14 protein-coding genes are annotated in these 18,327 nt (G+C 42.7%); 13 read left to right on the forward strand and 1 reads right to left on the reverse strand.

Translation table 11 applies throughout. The annotated features are described in order from the left end of the window. The first annotated feature begins 95 nt into the window (after positions 1-95). Entirely contained in the window at positions 96-2,570 is a 2,475-nt protein-coding gene (locus AC0VYG_RS11695; protein WP_475432437.1) for a Lon protease family protein, read from the forward strand. Between the two features lie 135 nt (positions 2,571-2,705). Here AC0VYG_RS11695 and AC0VYG_RS11700 read toward each other — a convergent pair whose 3' ends face one another. Continuing rightward, positions 2,706-3,008: a hypothetical protein gene (locus AC0VYG_RS11700; protein ID WP_475432438.1), complete on the reverse strand. Its 303-nt coding sequence runs from the start codon at positions 3,006-3,008 to the stop codon at positions 2,706-2,708. A gap of 176 nt (positions 3,009-3,184) precedes the next feature. On the opposite strand from AC0VYG_RS11700, the gene AC0VYG_RS11705 reads away from it, so the two are divergent. The 12 genes from AC0VYG_RS11705 to AC0VYG_RS11760 all read left to right on the forward strand — a co-directional run bounded on the left by AC0VYG_RS11705 (position 3,185) and on the right by AC0VYG_RS11760 (position 18,302). Then, complete coding sequence (locus AC0VYG_RS11705) at positions 3,185-3,616, forward strand: cytochrome b562 (RefSeq protein ID WP_475432439.1); 432 nt, start codon at positions 3,185-3,187, stop codon at positions 3,614-3,616. A gap of 68 nt (positions 3,617-3,684) precedes the next feature. Then, positions 3,685-4,041, forward strand: a complete 357-nt coding sequence (locus AC0VYG_RS11710) for a hypothetical protein (RefSeq protein WP_475432440.1) — start codon at positions 3,685-3,687, stop codon at positions 4,039-4,041. A 100-nt stretch (positions 4,042-4,141) separates the two neighbouring features. Continuing rightward, positions 4,142-5,206, forward strand: coding sequence for an AraC family transcriptional regulator (locus AC0VYG_RS11715; RefSeq protein WP_475432441.1), 1,065 nt, complete (start codon positions 4,142-4,144; stop codon positions 5,204-5,206). 131 nt (positions 5,207-5,337) lie between these two features. Then, positions 5,338-7,122: an acyl-CoA dehydrogenase gene (locus AC0VYG_RS11720; protein ID WP_475432442.1), complete on the forward strand. Its 1,785-nt coding sequence runs from the start codon at positions 5,338-5,340 to the stop codon at positions 7,120-7,122. A 105-nt stretch (positions 7,123-7,227) separates the two neighbouring features. After that, complete coding sequence (locus AC0VYG_RS11725) at positions 7,228-8,877, forward strand: electron transfer flavoprotein-ubiquinone oxidoreductase (protein WP_475432443.1); 1,650 nt, start codon at positions 7,228-7,230, stop codon at positions 8,875-8,877. A 138-nt stretch (positions 8,878-9,015) separates the two neighbouring features. Continuing rightward, entirely contained in the window at positions 9,016-9,471 is a 456-nt protein-coding gene (locus tag AC0VYG_RS11730) for a YaiI/YqxD family protein (protein ID WP_475432445.1), read from the forward strand. A gap of 146 nt (positions 9,472-9,617) precedes the next feature. Further along, on the forward strand, positions 9,618-10,907 hold the full coding sequence (locus AC0VYG_RS11735; protein WP_475432446.1) for an NAD(P)/FAD-dependent oxidoreductase: 1,290 nt from the start codon (positions 9,618-9,620) through the stop codon (positions 10,905-10,907). 256 nt (positions 10,908-11,163) lie between these two features. Beyond that, on the forward strand, positions 11,164-11,607 hold the full coding sequence (locus tag AC0VYG_RS11740; RefSeq protein WP_475432448.1) for a MerR family transcriptional regulator: 444 nt from the start codon (positions 11,164-11,166) through the stop codon (positions 11,605-11,607). Position 11,608: 1 nt separating this feature from the next. After that, positions 11,609-14,395: a heavy metal translocating P-type ATPase gene (locus AC0VYG_RS11745; protein WP_475432449.1), complete on the forward strand. Its 2,787-nt coding sequence runs from the start codon at positions 11,609-11,611 to the stop codon at positions 14,393-14,395. A gap of 102 nt (positions 14,396-14,497) precedes the next feature. Continuing rightward, on the forward strand, positions 14,498-14,830 hold the full coding sequence (locus AC0VYG_RS11750) for a hypothetical protein (RefSeq protein ID WP_475432450.1): 333 nt from the start codon (positions 14,498-14,500) through the stop codon (positions 14,828-14,830). 103 nt (positions 14,831-14,933) lie between these two features. Then, positions 14,934-16,088: an MFS transporter gene (locus AC0VYG_RS11755; protein WP_475432451.1), complete on the forward strand. Its 1,155-nt coding sequence runs from the start codon at positions 14,934-14,936 to the stop codon at positions 16,086-16,088. 129 nt (positions 16,089-16,217) lie between these two features. Then, on the forward strand, positions 16,218-18,302 hold the full coding sequence (locus tag AC0VYG_RS11760; protein WP_475432452.1) for a diguanylate cyclase domain-containing protein: 2,085 nt from the start codon (positions 16,218-16,220) through the stop codon (positions 18,300-18,302). Positions 18,303-18,327: the final 25 nt, after the last annotated feature.

Below are 18,327 nucleotides of genomic sequence, written 5' to 3' on the forward strand. Positions count from 1 at the left end.
ACATATATTTTAAAAATTCATATCATTAGAAAGATGAAATGATTCTTTCTCAGGTCAACCAAGCGTTGGCCTGTTTGCTACAAGGAAGCCCATTAATGTCAAATATGGTTACCCCTCTTCCGTACCATGCACTATCAGCTAAAGTACCAGCGGATCATCTCCCATTTAAAACCTTAAATGATCTTGAGCCACTAAGTGGAATATTAGGGCAAGAGCGTGCGGTTGAAGCGATTCAATTTGGTGTTGCAATGCAACGTCCTGGATACAATATTTTTGCCATGGGAGACTCCGGTACAGGGCGCTCTTCCTACGTAACCAGCTATTTAAAAAGCGAGGCGAAACGCCGTACGCCACCCAATGAGTGGGTATACATCAATAATTTTACAGAAAGCCATCGCCCTAAGGCGCTTGAATTCGCACCCGGTCATGCGGCTGAGTTTGAAAAAGAAATTCGCTCATTGATTGATGGCCTTATGGCCACCTTTCCAGCAGCGTTTGAAAATCCCTCTTACCAGCAACAGAAAGGAGCAATAGATCGCGCCTTTAATGAGCAATACGAAGCAGCAATTAATAAAGTAGAGAGAGTGGCGGTCAAAATTGGTGTAGCCATGTTTCGTGATGCGTCTTCGGTCAGTTTTGCTCCGATGAAAGAGGGCAAGGCCATTGAAGAAAGTGACTTTGCAGGACTAAGTGATGAAGAGCGAGATGATTTTCAAAATGCGGTTTCCCATTTAGAGGGGCTGTTAAATGAAGAGTTGTTGAGCCTACCGCTATGGAAACGAGCCTCTTATGAACAGCTACGTCAACTCAACCTTAATACCGTAAAAGAAGCGCTGGATCCGTTGATGGCAGCGCTCTTCGAAAAGTATCAAGACGATGCGCCTGTACAGGAATATTTGCAGGCCATGCGCAGTGATTTAGACAAAACCATTATTGACCAACTGGCGGATGACAAGGCATCGGACAACCGTGATGAGATCGGCCGTCGTCAGATGTATGAAGAAATGTATTTGCCCAATGTTGCTGTCACACACAGTCCCAATGGGGGGATGCCGGTTATATATGAGCCTCATCCGACTTATCGCAACCTGTTTGGACAAGTAGAGTACAGCAGTGATCAAGGGATGTTGATTACAAGTTACCGATTGATTCGCTCAGGGAGTTTACATGCGGCAAACGGCGGCTATTTAATTCTAGATGCGGAAAAACTGCTTACGGATCATTACCTGTGGGAAGCTTTAAAACGGGCCCTGAAGAGCAAAACACTCAAAATTGAACATCCCTACGCCGATATGGGGTTGATGAATACAACGACCTTGTCACCACAAGATCTGCCGTTACAAGTTAAAGTCATCTTAATTGGCTCACGGGATATTTACTATTTATTGCAAGATGCTGACCCGGACTTTCAAGAGATGTTTCGTGTTTTAGTCGACTTTGATGACACACTCAAACGCACTAAAGAAGCAGAGCTGTCTTTTGCTCGTCTTATGAAAGACCGAATAGATAAGGAAGAGTATGCCAATGTGACCCGAGATGGTGTGGCCGCCCTGATCGAATACAGTAGCCGATTAGCCGAACACCAGCGTGAGATGGCGGCAAAAATTGGTGATGTCTTTGAGTTATTAGGCGAGGCAGACTTTGTTCGCGAAATGGCTCGGGATGAGTCAATCACCGCTGACCATATTGCCAGAGCATTAAAAGCCAAAAAACACCGCACAGGTCGCGTTAGTGAAAAAATCATTGAGGAAATCATCGAAGGCACCGTGTTGCTAGAAAGTGAAGGTACCGCTGTGGGCAAAATAAATGGCTTAACTGTCATGCAAATTGGCGATAGCCATTTTGGGGCGCCTGCTCGTATTTCGACCACGGTCCATCCTGGTGGCAAAGGCATCGTTGATATCGAACGTGAATCCAATCTAGGGCAAAATATTCACTCCAAAGGCGTATTGATTCTCTCAGGGTATCTGGGCAATAAATACGCTCAGCGTTATCCCCTGGAAATCTCCGCATCAATTGCCATGGAGCAAAGCTACGGTTATGTAGACGGTGACAGTGCCTCGACAGCGGAACTGTGTTGTTTGCTATCAGCCCTGATTCAAATACCTCTGCGTCAAGATTTTGCGATCACCGGATCCCTAAATCAATACGGTGAAATACAGGCAATTGGTGGCGTCAATGAAAAAATCGAAGGCTTCTTTAACGTTTGTAACGCCCGTGGGTTAACAGGAACTCAAGGCGTAATTATTCCTAAATCCAACGCCAATAACTTAATGCTGAGCGATGACATTATTGATGCAGTAAAAGAAGGGAAGTTTCATGTTTATGCGATTTCTACCGCCGATGAAGCACTGCATTTACTGACAGGTATTGAGCCTGGTGTAGCGGATGAAGAGGGCAACTATCCAGAAGATACCATCTCAGCCAAAGTTATTGAGCGCTTAGAAGCCATTTCTAAACTGGGAGAAGAAGACGAAGAGGATGAAGACGACGCTAAAAACCATTCGTCGAAGGATGACTCCCACTCATCTAAAAATGAGAAGAGTAAAAAAGGGCCTAAAAAGGGTTAGTCTCATCCTGCTACCAAGAAGCGTATATTTCTTAGTCTAAATCAAAGCCCCAGTGAGTTTAAAGCTCACTGGGGCTTTTAGTTTTTGGCCTCACTCTCGAGGGGATGCATATTAAGTGGTCAGTGTCATACTTTCTCAGTACTTGCCATTAGTTCGCTTGATGAAACGAGCCACACACTTTGTATTAACCAATGTAAATATTGAATAGTAGAGACCATCGGATTTTACATAAATGTAACTGGCAACTTCCTTAGTGTAGCTTGGTAAGTTCACCTTTAAAACTTCCCCTTCCTTAAATACCTTTCCGCCAGTTAACTTCTCTGACAGCTTATCGGATGCTTGTATCGCCTTTATATCAGGGCATTTGGGTTTTGCGTTAGCTATTTGAGTAATGTTTGATAGAAAAATAACAAGCAATAAAATACGAATGAGAATCATTTATTCACCATCTACAAAATCATTCCATCGAAAAGTGATTATATTTTTACATATTTCGACCGAATATATGAACTAATTCATTATTTATTGGTCTGTTTTACTGTATTTATGCTATTTATATTAATAGAGTCATTAATATTGCCTCTATCTTTAATCAATCTTAAAGGATTACAGACATGTCTAAACGTTTTCTTCTTACTTCTTTGGCCGTTTTAGCTTTTACAGGCAGCTCTTTAGCTCAAGCTGGTTGTGATGGAAGCCCATTACCAGGGTACATGCATCATATTAAAGATGAATTGCGTGCAGTTAGCTCTGATATCAAATCTGGCGATAATCAAGCAGCAGCAGAAGGAGTTAGTAAGATTATTGCATTATTTAAAAAATCTCGCGAAGAAACCCCTTATCTGTTTAAAGAAGAGAATTTACAAGGTGCGGAATTAGCGAAAAAAGAAAAGGCGTACCAAGGGGTTGTTGACGATACCATTGGTGTTTTTAAGTCGTTGGAAACAGCACTAAAAGCAAACGATATGGCACAAGTCAAAATCCTACTTGGAAAAGTAGGCCAACAGCGTAAAATCGGGCACAGCTCTTTCAAAACGAGCTGTTAATCATCGTTTAGAGTGATGACCTTTGAGTGTTTGGCTGCTACAATGCGCGCGAGAAAGAGAGGTTATTTATGGCTCGTACGAAAAAATCGCGCAGCATGCGTGGCAAACTTGGAAAAACTGGCTCAAAGGAAATGATGAAAGAGCAAAACAAAGCTCGCAAAGCCTCATCAACTCGCCGTTTTGTTGTTAAGAAATCCAAGGAGCGCAAAGAGCAAGCGCACAAAAAACTTGAAAGGCTAGGGCAGCTTCCTGAAAAAGAAGCACCGCAGCCAGCAACACGTCCACGCCGTTTTGTGTTCGTAAAGCCTCAAGAGGCGAAAAAAGATGAACCAGTTAAAACCGTGAATGCGTCTGGTATCAACAGTGATGATACTGAAGAGTTAACAGTAGATGAGCTGCTATCCGCTTTCACGGAAGAAAATTAAGTTTTAAAGAAGTAAAGTTAAAAAGGCTGCTCTTGCAGCCTTTTTTTATGGGTAAAATAAGCCTTACAATAAAAGCATAAAACTTGATGGAATTATGTCTATGAATTTGAAAGCATCGGTTCCGATGTCAAGCGTACGCTACCTTCTAAAAGCCGTTGAGAATCAAGGAATAAATTGTGATGAACTGCTTGAGTCTTTAGGCCTTTCTCGAGCAGATATTGAGCAAAATAATTCTTTCCCCGCCTACCAGTATGGCATGCTTTATCAAAAAATTATGTGGCTGGTTCAAGACGAATCTTTTGGTATGTTGAGTGGCGGCAAGATGCCCAACGGAGCATTTCGCATGATGTGTTTGAGCATCATTCATGCTCCCTCACTGGCCCACGCTATGTACCGTTGTAGTGACTTTTACGACATTTGTCGTGGTCCAACAATCAAACCGGTTTTGATCAAAAAAGGGCGTTTTGCCATGGTTACCTTTGCGCCAATTGAGTCAACGGAAACCGATATCACAAGTTTAGTATTAGGGGAGTCCCAAGAGCAGCTTCGTATCACTCTGTCGATGTGGCATCACTTTTTCTGTTGGTTAATTGGTCGACGCCTGAACTTAAAAGCCGCCTATTTTACCTGTGAGCGCCCTAATGATTTGGAGTATTACAAAACCCTATTCCAGTCAGAAATAAAGTTCAATCAGCATGCTAATGCTCTGGTTTTTCCCTCTAGTTATTTGGATATGCCAATTGTTCAAACGGAAGATAGCCTACGAGGCTTTTTAAAAACAGCACCTTATCAGTTGCTTGTCATGGTCGACAACGATAATAGTCTTAAGTCACAGGTGACGGCGATGCTAGGCAAAGATTTTTCACGGGAGATGCCCAGTGCAGAAGAGGTGGCTCGCGGTCTAAACATGAGTGTCTCAACCTTACGCCGCCGGCTTAACGAAGAACAGACCTCGTACCAACATATTAAAGATGAGTGTCGCAAAGAAGCGGCCATTACCTATATGAATGCGCCTCAGCTGAGTATCAATGATGTCGCAGCATTAATGGGCTTCGATGAACCAAGCGCGTTTTTCCGTTCTTTTAAAAAATGGACAGGGATGACACCCGGGGAATACCGAAAAAGTGAGGGATTTACAAAAATGGCTAAGAGTCTGCATTGCTGATATTTAAAGGGATTAAGTCAGTAATGAACGTATTTGTCAGAAATATAGCACTGAAATGTCATTGAGATATAGAGTATCTTTGACGATGCTATCGTGTAAATTTGTGCTCAAAACAAAAACGGAGAATAAGAATGAGCGATTATACGTACCCCTATAAAGATATTTTGTTCAGTTTGCACCGTGTCGCTCGCCTTGAGCGTTTAACACCCCATTTAGATGAACCACTTGATCAAGAACTTGTCGAAGCCATTCTTAGTGAAGCAGGTAAGTTATCTGAGCAAGTTATAGCGCCCCTGAATTGGAGCGGAGATCAAGAAGGCTCACGAGTAGAAAACGGTGAAGTGTTCGAACCAAAAGGCTACAAAGAAATGTACCAAGCCTACTGTAATGGCGGCTGGGGAGCATTATCGAGTGATGTGAAATACGGTGGACAAGGATTACCTTCCACCATTGCCACAGCGGTAAATGAGGGCATCCAAGCTGCTAATCTTGCCTTTTCACTTTGTCCCTTGTTAGCACACGGTGCCATTGAGGCTATCGAATCTCACGCCAGTGATGAACTTAAAGACACTTATATTCCCAAAATGGTCACGGGGCAGTGGGCTGGCACGATGAATTTGACAGAGCCTTCTGCGGGTTCTGACCTCGCTGCCATTTCTTGTAAAGCCTTCCCAAATAGTGCTGATCTAGCAGCCGAAACATACCTCATTAAAGGGCAGAAAATCTTTATCACTTGGGGGGATCACCAAATGTCTGAAAACATCATTCATTTGGTATTAGCTCGTCTACCTGATGCGCCTGCAGGAGTCAAAGGCATTTCCTTGTTCATTGTGCCCAAGTTTTTACTTGATGAAGAGGGAAACCCTGCAGAACGCAATGATATTAGCGTTGTTTCTATTGAGCATAAATTGGGCATTCATGCCTCGCCAACGTGCGTGATGAGTTACGGCGATAAAACAGGCGCTATTGGCTATTTAGTTGGTAAGCCAAATGACGGCTTAAAAGCCATGTTCACCATGATGAATAACGCACGACAAGACGTAGGGTTACAAGGGTTGGCTATCTCTGAGCGTGCATACCAGCAAGCATTACAATATGCAAAAGAGCGTAAGCAGGGTATGAAAGCTGACCGTTCTGGCAAGGCAGCGATTATTGAGCACCCAGATGTGCTCCGCATGTTAATGACCATGAGATCCCAGATCGATGCTATGCGTTCATTGATCTATGTTGCTGCCGTTGAAAATGATTTGTCCCACATTAGTGAGGGAGAAGAACAACAAGCTGCTATTGCTCGAACGGCATTACTAACGCCAATCGTTAAAGGATGGATTACTGAACAAGCTCAAGAGATCACGTCTCTGGCCATTCAGATTCATGGTGGAATGGGCTTTGTTGAAGAAACTGGCGTCGCTCAACATGCTCGTGATGCTCGCATACTTCCTATTTATGAAGGAACCAACGGCATTCAAGCCATCGACTTAATTGGCCGTAAATTATTAGGGGATAATGGTCATGCCATGGCGGCATTGTTTTCTGAAATGGAAAACGAACTCGATGGATATATAGGCTCAGAAAAACATGATAATGCAGCAAAGGTAAAAGACTCGATTGAAGTGGCTAAACAAGCCACAGAGAAATGCTTATCCGCCATGAAAGAGAACCCTGTGCTAGGAACTGGCTTAGCTTATTCTTACATGATGATGATGGGTTATATTATAGGTGGATGGTTACAGGTTCGTGCTCAGCAAGTGAGTACAACGGATGAATCACTCGGTGATCAACAGGTTAATTCTTGGCAACAATCCGCTAACTTTTATTGTGATCATATTTTGGTCAGGGCTGGTTATTACGCAAAAACCATTGAGCATGGACAAAAGTCTGTACAAATCTTAAATGAAGACAGTTTTATTCGATAATGAAAAAAACAGGCAGTGAATCAATAAGTTTGCATCGTCGCGGAAGGTAAGTTTTGCTATTCTAGCGACATTACAAAAGCATAACTGCCTGTTTTAGGAGGCTGTATGACAGACAGAGAAATAATGGAATTTGATGTAGTAATCGTTGGGGGTGGTCCAGCAGGTTTAGCGACCGCCTGTCGATTAATGCAACAAGCTCAGGAAAAAAACCAAGAGATAAGCGTTTGCCTTGTGGAAAAAGGATCTGAAATTGGCGCTCATATTCTATCTGGTGCGGTAGTGGACCCCAAGGCATTAACAGAGCTTTTTCCTGATTGGAAAGAAATGGGAGCGCCTTTATTAAGCGAAGTTAATCTGGATGAATTGTATTGGCTCGGTTCAGAAACTGACAGTAGAAAATTCAGCTCTTGGATGATACCTAAAACCCTTCACAACCAAGGCAATTATGTTATTAGCTTAGGCAACCTTTGTCGTTGGTTAGCGGAGCAGGCCGAGTCCCTTGGTGTCGAAATCTTCCCAGGGTTTTCCGCTGCAGCCCTATCATATGATGAAGAAGGTAACGTCGAAGGCATCATTACTGGTGACATGGGCGTCGCGGCCGATGGTTCCCAGAAATCAGGCTACATGCCAGGCATGATCTTAAAAGCCAAATATACGATTTTCTCGGAAGGCTGCCGTGGTCACCTTGGTAAAGAATTAATTGAGCGTTACCAGCTTGATAAGGGTAAAGCGCCTCAACACTATGCCTTGGGCATAAAAGAGCTTTGGGATGTGCCAGCCGAGCAAAGCTTCCCAGGATTAGTCGTACATACAGCGGGCTGGCCATTAGGTAAAGAAGCGGGCGGTGGCGGTTTCTTGTATCATCTTGAGAATAATCAAGTGTCTATTGGCCTAATTGTCGATTTGAATTACAAAAACCCCTTCTTGAGCCCGTACGAAGAGTTTCAAAAATATAAGCATCATCCGCTAATTGCTAAGCACCTAAAAGGAGCCAAACGTGTTGCTTATGGTGCCAGAGCCATTGTGAAAGGAGGATGGGGATCTTTACCAAGTATGAGCTTCCCTGGTGGCTTATTAATCGGTTGCGATGCTGGCACATTGAATCCAGCTAAAATAAAGGGGACTCACACTGCCATGAAAAGCGGCATGATTGCTGCTGAGCTATTGTTCAAAGCGCTGCAATCAGAACAGCCAGAAAAAGAGTTAAGCCAATATAATAATGAAGTTAAAGCGTCGTGGCTGGGTAAAGAACTGGAGCAAGCACGCAATTTCGTTCCCGCTATGCATAAGTTTGGGACCTTCTTAGGTGGTGCCTACAACTGGTTGGATCAAAATATTTTCTCCGGAAGTTTACCCTTTACTTTCAAGGATATGACACCGGACTACGCTTGTACGGAATTAGCGAGCAAACACCAGCCTATTGCGTATCCTAAGCCCGACGGTAAATTAAGTTTTGATAAATTGTCTTCTGTGTTTCTGTCTAACACAAACCATGAAGAAAACCAGCTTTGTCATTTACAACTGAAAGATGCCGATGTACCGATTAAAGAGAACCTACCCAAATACAGTGAGCCCGCTCAGCGATACTGTCCTGCTGGGGTTTATGAAGTAGTTCAACAAGGTGAGGAATCGGTTTTTCAGATTAATGCTCAGAACTGCATACATTGCAAAACTTGTGATATTAAAGATCCATCACAGAATATTCGTTGGGTCACACCAGAAGGTTCTGGTGGTCCAAATTACCCGAATATGTGATGCATTTATTAAAAAAACATCACAAAATGTTGAAACTACATACAGATCACTATTTGTGATCTGTATGTTCATAATCGCTGCTGGATTTCATCATTAACCTGATTAATAATAGAAGCTCATTCAGAGGAACTTTCTATTATGCGAATATGGGTCGACGCAGACGCCTGCCCCAATGTCATTAAAACCATTCTTTTTAGAGCCGCAGAAAGAGTCAATATTCCCTGTATTTTAGTGGCTAATCAAGCCATCTCCATTCCGCCATCAAAATGGATTGAACGAAGGGTCGTCAGTTCAGGTTTTGATGTAGCTGATAATTATATTGTTGAACAAGTGGAAAACTTGGATCTTGTTGTGACCGCTGATATTCCACTTGCTTCGGAAGTCATTACTAAAGGCGTGTTGGCCATTAATCCTCGTGGTGAGTTGTACAGCAAAGAGAATATTAAACAACGCCTAGCGATGCGTGACTTTATGGAGCAAATGCGTTCTTCTGGTATTCAATCCGATGGCCCTTCGACATTTAGTCAACAAGATCGTATGGCATTTGCCAATACACTGGACAAATTATTAACCCAAAGAATCAAGACTGAATAAAACAGTGCTCAGGTTCTATGCTATTTATAAAGCACAATCGAATAGTCGAGCTATATAGGTCGCTTACTGAGTATTCTACTGTGTTGAGTCATCAGGAAAGCATTTTATGAATGTTTTCCTGATTATTCATTTATAGGGGGATCGAAATGCAAGAAATTGTTGTTGTCGGCGGTGGGGCCGGTGGCTTAGAGCTTGTTACACAGCTTGGCCATGCATACGGTAAAAAGAAAGACTTTAATATTACTCTAATTGACCGCAGCCAAATCCATATCTGGAAGCCTTTGCTACATGAAGTCGCAACAGGATCCATTGATATTAATAGTGATGGTGTTAATTATCGAGCTCATGCAGCAAAACATCATTATCAATTCAAGTTGGGAACGGTTTCTCATGTCGACCCCAAAGAACAAAGCATAACACTTGACGCCATCAGCGACGATAAAGGCCATGTGATTTTGCCTGAACGTACTATTGGCTATGATATTTTAGTGATGGCTGTTGGGAGTATCAGTAATGACTTTGGTACACCTGGAGTAAAAGAACATTGTTACTTCCTTGACTCGCACAAGCAAGCAGAGCGATTCCAACAAGCCCTTCTTACGCACTTTTTACGCCTAAACCAAGGTGATAAAGAGGACAAGCTGAAGTTGGCCATAGTAGGTGGGGGCGCAACAGGTGTTGAATTGTCTGCCGAACTCTTCCATGTTGCAGACCTTCTTAAAGCCTATGGTATGCGTGATATGTCGGGTAAGCGTCTTAATGTCCAATTAATAGAAGCAGGGGAACACATCCTCCCTGCATTACCTGATCGTATTTCCGTGAAAGCCCATTCTGCCTTAACTCGTCTGGGCGTCACTATTAGTCAAGGGACAAGGGTTGTTCGTGCTGAAAAGCATGGCTTTGAAACAGCCGATGGCACAGTTATTGATGCCGATCTGATGATTTGGGCGGCTGGCGTAAAAGCCCCCGAATTTGTCAAAGACATTGAAGGCTTTGACACCACACGCAATAACCAAATATTAGTAAAAGGAAACTTGCAAACCGCGAACTATGAAAACGTCTACGTGATTGGCGATTGCTGTGCTTGCAAGCAAGAAAATGGTTCCTTTGTGCCTCCGCGGGCTCAGTCAGCCCACCAAATGGCCTCTATTGTCTTTGCCAACATCAAAGCCACATTCAAAGACCAACCGTTAAAAGAGTATGTGTATAAAGACTATGGCTCGCTAGTCAACCTAAGTCGTTATAGCACCGTGGGCAGCTTGATGGGAAATTTAATGGGTGGCTCCATGTTTGTGGAAGGTCGTGTTGCTCGCTTTGTCTATGTGTCTTTGTACCGTTTGCATTTAATTGCTATTCACGGTTGGTTTAAAGCGACCATCATTATGGCGGCTCAAAAAATAGGCAAAGTGGTAAAACCCAAGCTTAAACTTCATTAATCTCACTCTCTAATCAGAAAGAAGGCCTTTCTGTTATAACCGCCCAATCCAAAACCGATGTCTTCACATCGGTTTTTCTTTTTTACGATGCTCTCTTGTCACTTTGCAAGTTGCCTGCTTTTCATCAATGTGCAATTCATAAGCAAATGGTGTTTTTTACGAAATGGCATTTGACCTATGTGTTACCCATAGGTTTTATAGTATAAGCCATACTAAGGAGCAAACAACTCCACTACCTGTTTCAAGAGAGGTGAAAATGCGAGTGAGTGAGCTGGCCAAAAAAGCCAATGTAACGAGCGAAACAGTACGACACTATACCCGTGAAGGTCTAATCGTGGCCAAGCGCGACCCTAACAATGGTTACCAACTCTATGATGACGTTGCTTTACAGCGAATCCAGTTTATTCAACAAGCAAGAACGTTAGGATTCAGTCTTAAGCAAATAGACGATATTTTTCAGCATGCCGATAGTGGGGATTCACCATGTCCCATGGTGCGTGAGCTCTTATTGCAAAAAGTGCCCGAAACAAAAGCAAAAATAGCTGAGCTACAAGCGCATTTAAACACCATGGAAGCCGCATTAGCGGTATGGGATCAAATGCCCAACGGCAACCCTGATGGACACTCTATTTGCTGCCTCATTGAGGATTGGAACCATGAAGAGGATGGCACCACAACAACAGACACTAAGGAGCCATAGGATGAATTCAAATAAACTTGCCAACTCATCTATTCATAACATGGCATTCAACGTAACCGGAATGTCCTGCCAGGGCTGCGTCAGTAAGGTGAGAAAGCAAATTCAATTGGAAGATGAAAATGCGGAAGTGGTCGGAACGCCAGGAGAGGATCGTCTCGATGTTCAAACCGTTTTAACTCAAAAACAAGTGGAAGCATGTGTTCAAGAGGCAGGCTATCAACCATTAGGTCAATATAAAAAAACTGAGCGCGCTCATTATAATTTATCCGTAGAAGGAATGTCCTGCCAGGGCTGCGTCAGTAAAATTAGAAAACGCATTCAGCAAGAAGAAGGCAATGCCGAAGTAGAAGGCAATCCCGCCCAAAATCAGCTAATGGTGACCACGATAAAAAGCAAAAACGACATTCAGCAATGGATTGAAGAAGTCGGCTTCACCTATCTTGGAGACTATCAAGCCGAAGAACAGCAAAGTTCTCACGGCCGCGAGACTAAGCAAAATAGTGATCTACAAGGAGCAAACCGACAAAAACAAGAAGATTCAGCACATCAAAAACAATTTTCCCTAACGGGGATTACTTGTGCTGCCTGCGTGAATACCATCCAAAAAACATTGGATAATCTAGACGGTGTCACCAAAGCAGAAGTGAATTTTGCCAGTCGTACAGCACAGGTATCAGCATCCATATCTGCAGACACCATCATTGAAGCCATTTCTGCTGTGGGATATGGCGCAAGCATTATTAACGATCCAGATCAAGCCGCAGTGGAAAGAGAGAAACAAGAACAGCAAGAATATAAGAGCAAACGTAATGCTTCCATTATCAGTTTAGCGCTTGGTATTCCGTTGATGCTTTATGGCTGGCTTGGCGGCAATATGACAGTAACAACCACATCACAACAGTTAAGTTGGTTTTTGGTGAGCGCGCTCACATTACTAGTTATGATCATTGCTGGGCGTCATTATTATCGTAGTGCGTTTAAAGCCTTTTTACATCGTCAATCCAATATGGATACCTTAATCACATTAGGAACCGTCAGTGCCTGGTTGTACTCCTTCTTAGTGGTTATCGTACCTGATATTTTCCCGGTAACTTCACGACACTTGTATTTTGAGTCAAGTGTTATGATTTTAGGGCTAATTAACTTAGGACAAGCCTTTGAAGTAAAAGCGCGAGGTAAGACCAGTGCGGCTCTACGTCATCTACTGGATCTTCGCCCTAAAATGGCGAATGTGATTCGTAACAAAGAAGAACAAAGCCTTCCCGTTAGTAACATAGTGGTGGGTGACATCATTCGGGTTCGTTCTGGTGACACCATGCCGGTTGATGGTGTTGTAACCAATGGTTCATCCAGTGTTGATGAATCCATGCTCACAGGTGAGCCAATACCCGTCGAAAAACAGACAGGAGATAATATCTCAGCAGGCACACTGAATGGCAATGGGACTTTGAGCTACCAAGCAACCGAAGTGGGTGCACACACTATGTTGGCAAAAATTATCGATATGGTAAGTCATGCCCAAAATTCTAAGCCTCCCATTAGCCAACTGGCAGACAAAGTGTCCGCTATTTTCGTTCCAAGCGTGATGATTATCTCCGTATTCGCGGCATTGGTTTGGTTTAATTTCGGACCAGCCCCGGTCATTGTTCATATGCTTATTGCGGCCATTAGCGTACTGATCATTGCCTGTCCTTGTGCCTTGGGACTAGCGACGCCCATCTCTACCATGATTGGCGTTGGTAAAGCGGCACAGTTTGGCGGACTCATCCGTAATGGCGAAGCTTTGCAAACGGCCAGCCAATTAACCACTATTGTGTTAGATAAAACAGGCACCATTACTGAAGGCAAGCCAACGGTCGTGAAGGCTGAATATTTCAATGACACAACTGAAACAGAAGCGGCTCAATTGATTGCCTCACTGGAGAAGGGGGCAAATCACCCCTTGGCGCACGCCTTGCTGGAATATGCAGGCTCAATCACAGAAGCGACTTCGATAGAAATATCAGACTTTCAGTCACTCACTGGGTTGGGGCTGCAAGGCATTGTCAATCATGAGCGCTACTACCTTGGCAACCAGCGCCTAATGGAGCTGCAAGGTGTAGCGATCGAGCAGCCAACGAATAGTGAGCGCACTCATCAAAATCGCACAGCAACAAAAGTATACTTATCCCGTGATAATCGATTGTTGGCTATCTTTTACCTACAAGACCCCATCAAATCCTCATCGAAAAGAGCCATTAACATGCTTCATGATATGGGGCTGAAAGTTGTCATGCTAACAGGGGATAACCAAAACAGTGCTGAATTTGTTGCTAACGAGTTGGGAATTGATGATTTTCATAGCGAGTTGATGCCAGAGGATAAATTGGACTGGGTTCGCCGTTTACAAAATCAGGGAGACATTGTCGGCATGATTGGCGATGGCATTAATGACGCCCCCGCATTGGCGCAAGCTAATGTGGGTTTTGCTATGGGTGCAGGAACGGATGTTGCCATGCAAAGCGCCGACATAACGCTCATTCGCAGTGATTTAATCAATGTGGCCGATGTTATCCAAGTCAGTAAAGCGACATTAACCAATATTAAGCAAAATCTTTGGGGGGCTTTTGCTTACAACAGCTTAGGTATTCCTTTAGCGGCTGGGGTGTTGTTTCCATTGACCGGCTGGTTACTAAATCCATTGGTTGCTGGTGCGGCCATGTCGTTATCGTCCATCACCGTTGTGTTAAATGCGAATCGACTTCGACAGTTAAAAATAGCTGACCACTCAAAAGGAGAAAATTCATGACTTATTTGGTAAATGCCATCGGGGTGATGTTGATTGTATTTATTATATGGTGGTTCTGGATAACACCGAACAAAAAGAAAAAATGACGCAGGTGGGTGGAACATGAAAACGTTTGATCAGGCGAGCATTGTTAAAGCCACCATTTGCACTCACTCCATGCAAATGGTGCAAGCAAAGTCATTCTTTCAAACATGGCAAGAGGCGGACGGTATTCAGTTTTTACGTATTTTAGTGAAAAAACAAAAAATTCAGATCCATTATGATGTAAAATGGACGAATCTAAAGACGCTTTTAGAAGCCATGCGAGCCTCACAAATTATGCTTAATAATGGCTGGATAAACCGTTGGAGATTGAATACCTTACGTCAAGTCGAACAAAATGTAAGGGATAATATTCGCCATGTTCCTCATTGTTGTGGTAAACCACCCAAATAGTATGATGGCAGTCTAAAGAACGGTATTTGATCTTATCGTAAAGGAAATCAAACTTCGGTTTGGTTTCCTTTTTTATTTAATTATATGCAGATAGGGAGCTTCTATGCGAGCTTATCAATGGGGCATATTTGCCTTAGCGTTAGGTGCTTTTGGCATTGGTACAACAGAGTTTATGCCAATGGGACTTTTACCCGTCATCGCCAATGGTGTGAATGTCTCTATTCCTAGCGCTGGACTATTGATTAGTGCTTATGCGGTCGGCGTCATGTTTGGCGCACCAATCGTGACTTTATATTTAAATCGATTTGGACGTAAAAAATCTCTGATCGCCTTAATGGGATTATTTATTATCGGCAACGCGTTTTCTGCTTTAGCACCGAACTACGATATATTACTGATCTCTCGCATTGTGACAAGTCTTTCCCACGGCGCCTTTTTTGGTATTGGTGCCATGGTGGCAATGAACCTAGCGCCCATAGACAAAAAAGGCTCGGCTGTTGCTTCCATGTTTCTAGGCTTGACCATCGCGAATATTATTGGTGTCCCTTTCACTACTTGGTTAGGGCAAACGCTTGATTGGCGGGCCGCTTTTGCGGTTACTGCTTTGCTGGGTATTCTCGCTATTTCGGGGATGCTGCGCTTCTTGCCAGATATGCCAGCATTAGAAAGACCAAACGTGAAAAAAGAATTAACGGCCATTGTGCAACCCGCCGTATTACGAGCCTTTGCTTGTACTGTATTATGCGCAGGTTCCATGTTCACACTTTATACATACATTTCACCTATCTTGCGAACCTTATCAAATGCATCAGATAATGCCATTGCTTCTATTCTTATGCTGGCAGGAATAGGTTTTACCTTAGGGAATTTTATCAGTGGTAAGTTAGCCGATAAGTCGACAGACTTTGCTTTATTTTGTGTATTAACAGCTCAGATTATTTTCTTGGTGGCATTTAGTTTCGTCGTTCAGTCTACCTTTTCTGCTGCAGTTATGGTTTTTCTATGGGGTGTCGCTATTTTTGGTATTGGGCCGCCATTACAAATGAAGGTTATGAAGGTCGCAGAGGACGCGCCAGGCTTAGCGTCTTCCATTAACATTGGAGCCTTCAATTTAGGTAATGCTTTAGGGGCTGCGTTGGGCGGACTGGTTATTACCGTTGGTCTTGGTTATGAATGGATTCCTACTGCAGCAGGCATATTATCTTGCTGTGGATTGTTATTAGTATTCATTAATCGCAAGCTAACACCCACCAATTAGTAGAGAATAGTCATAAAAAAGCCACCAAAACCTTGCTTTTGACGGCTTTTTAGTAGTAAGGGATTGTATCTGTAGGAATTGAAGACTAAATTTATACAGTTACCCTTATTATATGGTTGGAAAAACATTGTGTTATTAGAAAAAGATTACCAATCATTAGCAGAACAGTTACCTAGGGCTATGGTAATTTATGGTCTAGATGGGCGTGTATATTTTTATAACTCTCTTTTTTTTCAAGAATGGCTAGCGCCATCAATTGTCGCGGGTAGCTCCTACACCATAAACCGAACCCAGATAGAAAATCTATACCATAAAACTCTGCAACCAATTACCACTAATCAGCCAGAATCCAAAGGACAATTGCCGCTGCAGAAAGACTATTTACGACACCATGATCAATCCATTTTACGCCTTAATGAATTTTCCATGGAGCTTGGTGATGGTGACCATGTATTGGTTGAGTTATGGGAAGATGTCTCTAAAGAATACGCCTTACTAAATGAGATCAGAGAAGAACATAACCTACTTCTGTCACTTATCAACTCCATCCCCGACCAAGTTTACCTTAAAGATCTTGAGTCAAAATTCATCTTGATCAACCCCAGCTTAGCTAAGCGTTATGGTGTGAAAGATGCTAGCAATGTAATAGGCAAATCAGACGCTGACTTCTACTCTAGTGAGCATGCTAACATCACAAGACAAGAGGAACTAAATATCATCAGAACGCAAAAGGGCGTCTATAACAAACTTCATCATGAAATGTGGAATGATGGTCACGACACATGGAATCTCTCAACCAAACTTCCTTTAAAAAACTCAAAGGATGAAGTAATTGGGGTGATTGGCATTTCTCACGACGTCACCGAATACAAGCTGAATCAAGACAAATATTGGCAACAGGCTAACTTTGATAAATTAACAGGCCTATCAAATAGACAACATTTAACCAGTGAATTTGAGCGCATTACGCTTGAATGTCGCCAAAATAACGAAAATTTTGCTTTCTTTTTATTGGATTTAGATGGTTTTAAACAAGTCAATGACTGCTATGGTCATGGCTACGGGGATTTGCTACTCGCTCAAGTCTCTGAACGTTTAAAAAATACACTTCGTCAACGAGATTTAATCTGTCGCTTAGGCGGTGATGAATTTGTCGTGATATCAGCCCCCATTAAAGACCAACCTGTAGTAGAAAAAATTGCAGAAAAAATTATCCAAAGTTTTGAAAGCCCCTTTGTCATTAATCATCGAATTGCCCATGTTACCACCAGTATTGGCATTGTTTATACTTCGGCAAAACGTGTCAGCTTGCATGATATACAGCAAAAAGCAGATCATGCCATGTACAAAGCGAAAAAAGCAGGAAAAAATAGATATCGATTCTACAGTCCAGAAATTGCCGTGGACAATAAACGTCATGATTTCTTATGCCAAGAGCTAAAGCTAGCACTTGAAGGCAATGGCTCTACAGTTGAAAAAGAAGATGTATTTTCTTTAAAAATAGCCCTCTTAGAAGACTTAAAAACAGGTATTAGAACAAAAGAGCAGGGGGTTTATAGCTGGCAACACCCTCAACTCGGATGTATTTCTGCTGAGGAGTTATTAAGTACTGCCGAATCGACCGGCAATATTATTTTTTTAGAAGTGAACCTGATTAGCAAAGCCATTGCGACAATAGAAAAAGAAATGGAATCATTCTCATCTACTCCAGAGTGCCGATCTTGTCGAATAAGCATGCCTATTTCACAGATAAGCTTATCTCAACCGGACTTGCTTGCCTCCGTATTATTGCCTCTCGTTAAAAAACACCCAATAGCAATGCAGAGATTACTATTTGAGGTTCCAGCCGAAATCGTTTCTTCAAGCTTACCAGATAGCCCAGCTAGGCAATCATTCAAGCTACTAAGCAGTTATGGATCATCATTGGTACTATGTCATGTCACAGGACAAAACTTATCTATACAGCCATTACTTGAATGCCAAATATCACGCATTAATTTAGCTGAGTCATTGGTGCAAAATGCTTATGATAGCGATGTTGCTAAACAAAGTATCAAGGCTTTATGTGCCATGGCACATGCACTGGATATTCAAGTCGTCGCAACAGGCATCGAAACAAATACAAGCTACCAGTGTATTAAATCACTTGGCTGCTGCGATTATGGACAGGGTAACTACATTGATCGTCAAAGTGATAGGGATATTTCTTTATAGCACTAATTAAATTAAAGCGTGTTTA

Source organism: Marinomonas sp. 63XJN7_7_ISO-PGPR-S23-202 (assembly GCF_056173505.1).

Bases quoted from the DNA above. Each gene is read 5' to 3' on its own strand.
- AC0VYG_RS11755 (WP_475432451.1), top strand. From the start codon at position 14,934: ATGCGAGCTTATCAATGGGGCATATTTGCCTTAGCGTTAGGTGCTTTT.
- AC0VYG_RS11725 (WP_475432443.1), top strand. From the start codon at position 7,228: ATGACAGACAGAGAAATAATGGAATTTGATGTAGTAATCGTTGGGGGT.
- AC0VYG_RS11735 (WP_475432446.1), top strand. From the start codon at position 9,618: ATGCAAGAAATTGTTGTTGTCGGCGGTGGGGCCGGTGGCTTAGAGCTT.
- AC0VYG_RS11695 (WP_475432437.1), top strand. From the start codon at position 96: ATGTCAAATATGGTTACCCCTCTTCCGTACCATGCACTATCAGCTAAA.
- AC0VYG_RS11720 (WP_475432442.1), top strand. From the start codon at position 5,338: ATGAGCGATTATACGTACCCCTATAAAGATATTTTGTTCAGTTTGCAC.
- AC0VYG_RS11750 (WP_475432450.1), top strand. From the start codon at position 14,498: ATGAAAACGTTTGATCAGGCGAGCATTGTTAAAGCCACCATTTGCACT.
- AC0VYG_RS11740 (WP_475432448.1), top strand. From the start codon at position 11,164: ATGCGAGTGAGTGAGCTGGCCAAAAAAGCCAATGTAACGAGCGAAACA.
- AC0VYG_RS11730 (WP_475432445.1), top strand. From the start codon at position 9,016: ATGCGAATATGGGTCGACGCAGACGCCTGCCCCAATGTCATTAAAACC.
- AC0VYG_RS11710 (WP_475432440.1), top strand. From the start codon at position 3,685: ATGGCTCGTACGAAAAAATCGCGCAGCATGCGTGGCAAACTTGGAAAA.
- AC0VYG_RS11705 (WP_475432439.1), top strand. From the start codon at position 3,185: ATGTCTAAACGTTTTCTTCTTACTTCTTTGGCCGTTTTAGCTTTTACA.
- AC0VYG_RS11700 (WP_475432438.1), bottom strand. From the start codon at position 3,008: ATGATTCTCATTCGTATTTTATTGCTTGTTATTTTTCTATCAAACATT.
- AC0VYG_RS11715 (WP_475432441.1), top strand. From the start codon at position 4,142: ATGAATTTGAAAGCATCGGTTCCGATGTCAAGCGTACGCTACCTTCTA.
- AC0VYG_RS11745 (WP_475432449.1), top strand. From the start codon at position 11,609: ATGAATTCAAATAAACTTGCCAACTCATCTATTCATAACATGGCATTC.